This window comes from Naasia sp. SYSU D00057 (genome assembly GCF_017916505.1).
GTDB lineage: Bacteria > Actinomycetota > Actinomycetes > Actinomycetales > Microbacteriaceae > Naasia.
Genome location: NZ_JAFMSZ010000019.1, coordinates 1 through 470, shown reverse-complemented (window position 1 = coordinate 470; position 470 = coordinate 1). Strand labels below are relative to the sequence as shown.

1 protein-coding gene is annotated in these 470 nt (G+C 75.3%); it reads right to left on the bottom strand.

The genetic code is table 11. The features are described 5' to 3' along the window. Positions 1-115: 115 nt before the first annotated feature. A partial coding sequence (secB, locus tag J3P36_RS16085) for a protein-export chaperone SecB (protein WP_210509266.1) occupies positions 116-470 on the bottom strand: 355 nt, incomplete at its 5' end.

Here is a 470-nt window from a genome sequence, read left to right as displayed (position 1 = left end):
GCCAGCGCCCGCCAGAAGCCCGGGCCGTCCAGGCGCCGGGTCAGGGCGGCGCGCCAGCGCGCGGCATCGAAGCGCCGGCGCGGCAGCGGCGCCGGCGCGGGGGTGGCGCGCCGCGTCAGGCGGTGCCGACCGGCTGCGCGCCCTGGCCGCGGCGGGGCTGCCACAGCGCCACGAAGTCGATCGGCGCCAGCAGCACGGGCGGGAAGCCGCCGTCGCGGGTCACGTCGGCCAGGATGTTGCGCGCGAAGGGGAACAGCAGCCGCGGGCATTCCACCAGCAGCACGGCCTCCAGGTGTTCCTGCGGGACGTTGATGGTGAAGACGCCGCAGTAGGAGAGTTCCGCGATGAAGCAGGAGGTGCCGGAGGCCTTGGCATCGGCGCGGATCTGCAACGCCACCTCGAAGACGTTCGGGCCGCCCTGCACGGGGCGGGCCTGGACGTCCAGCGAGAGGTCCACGCGCGGCTGTTCC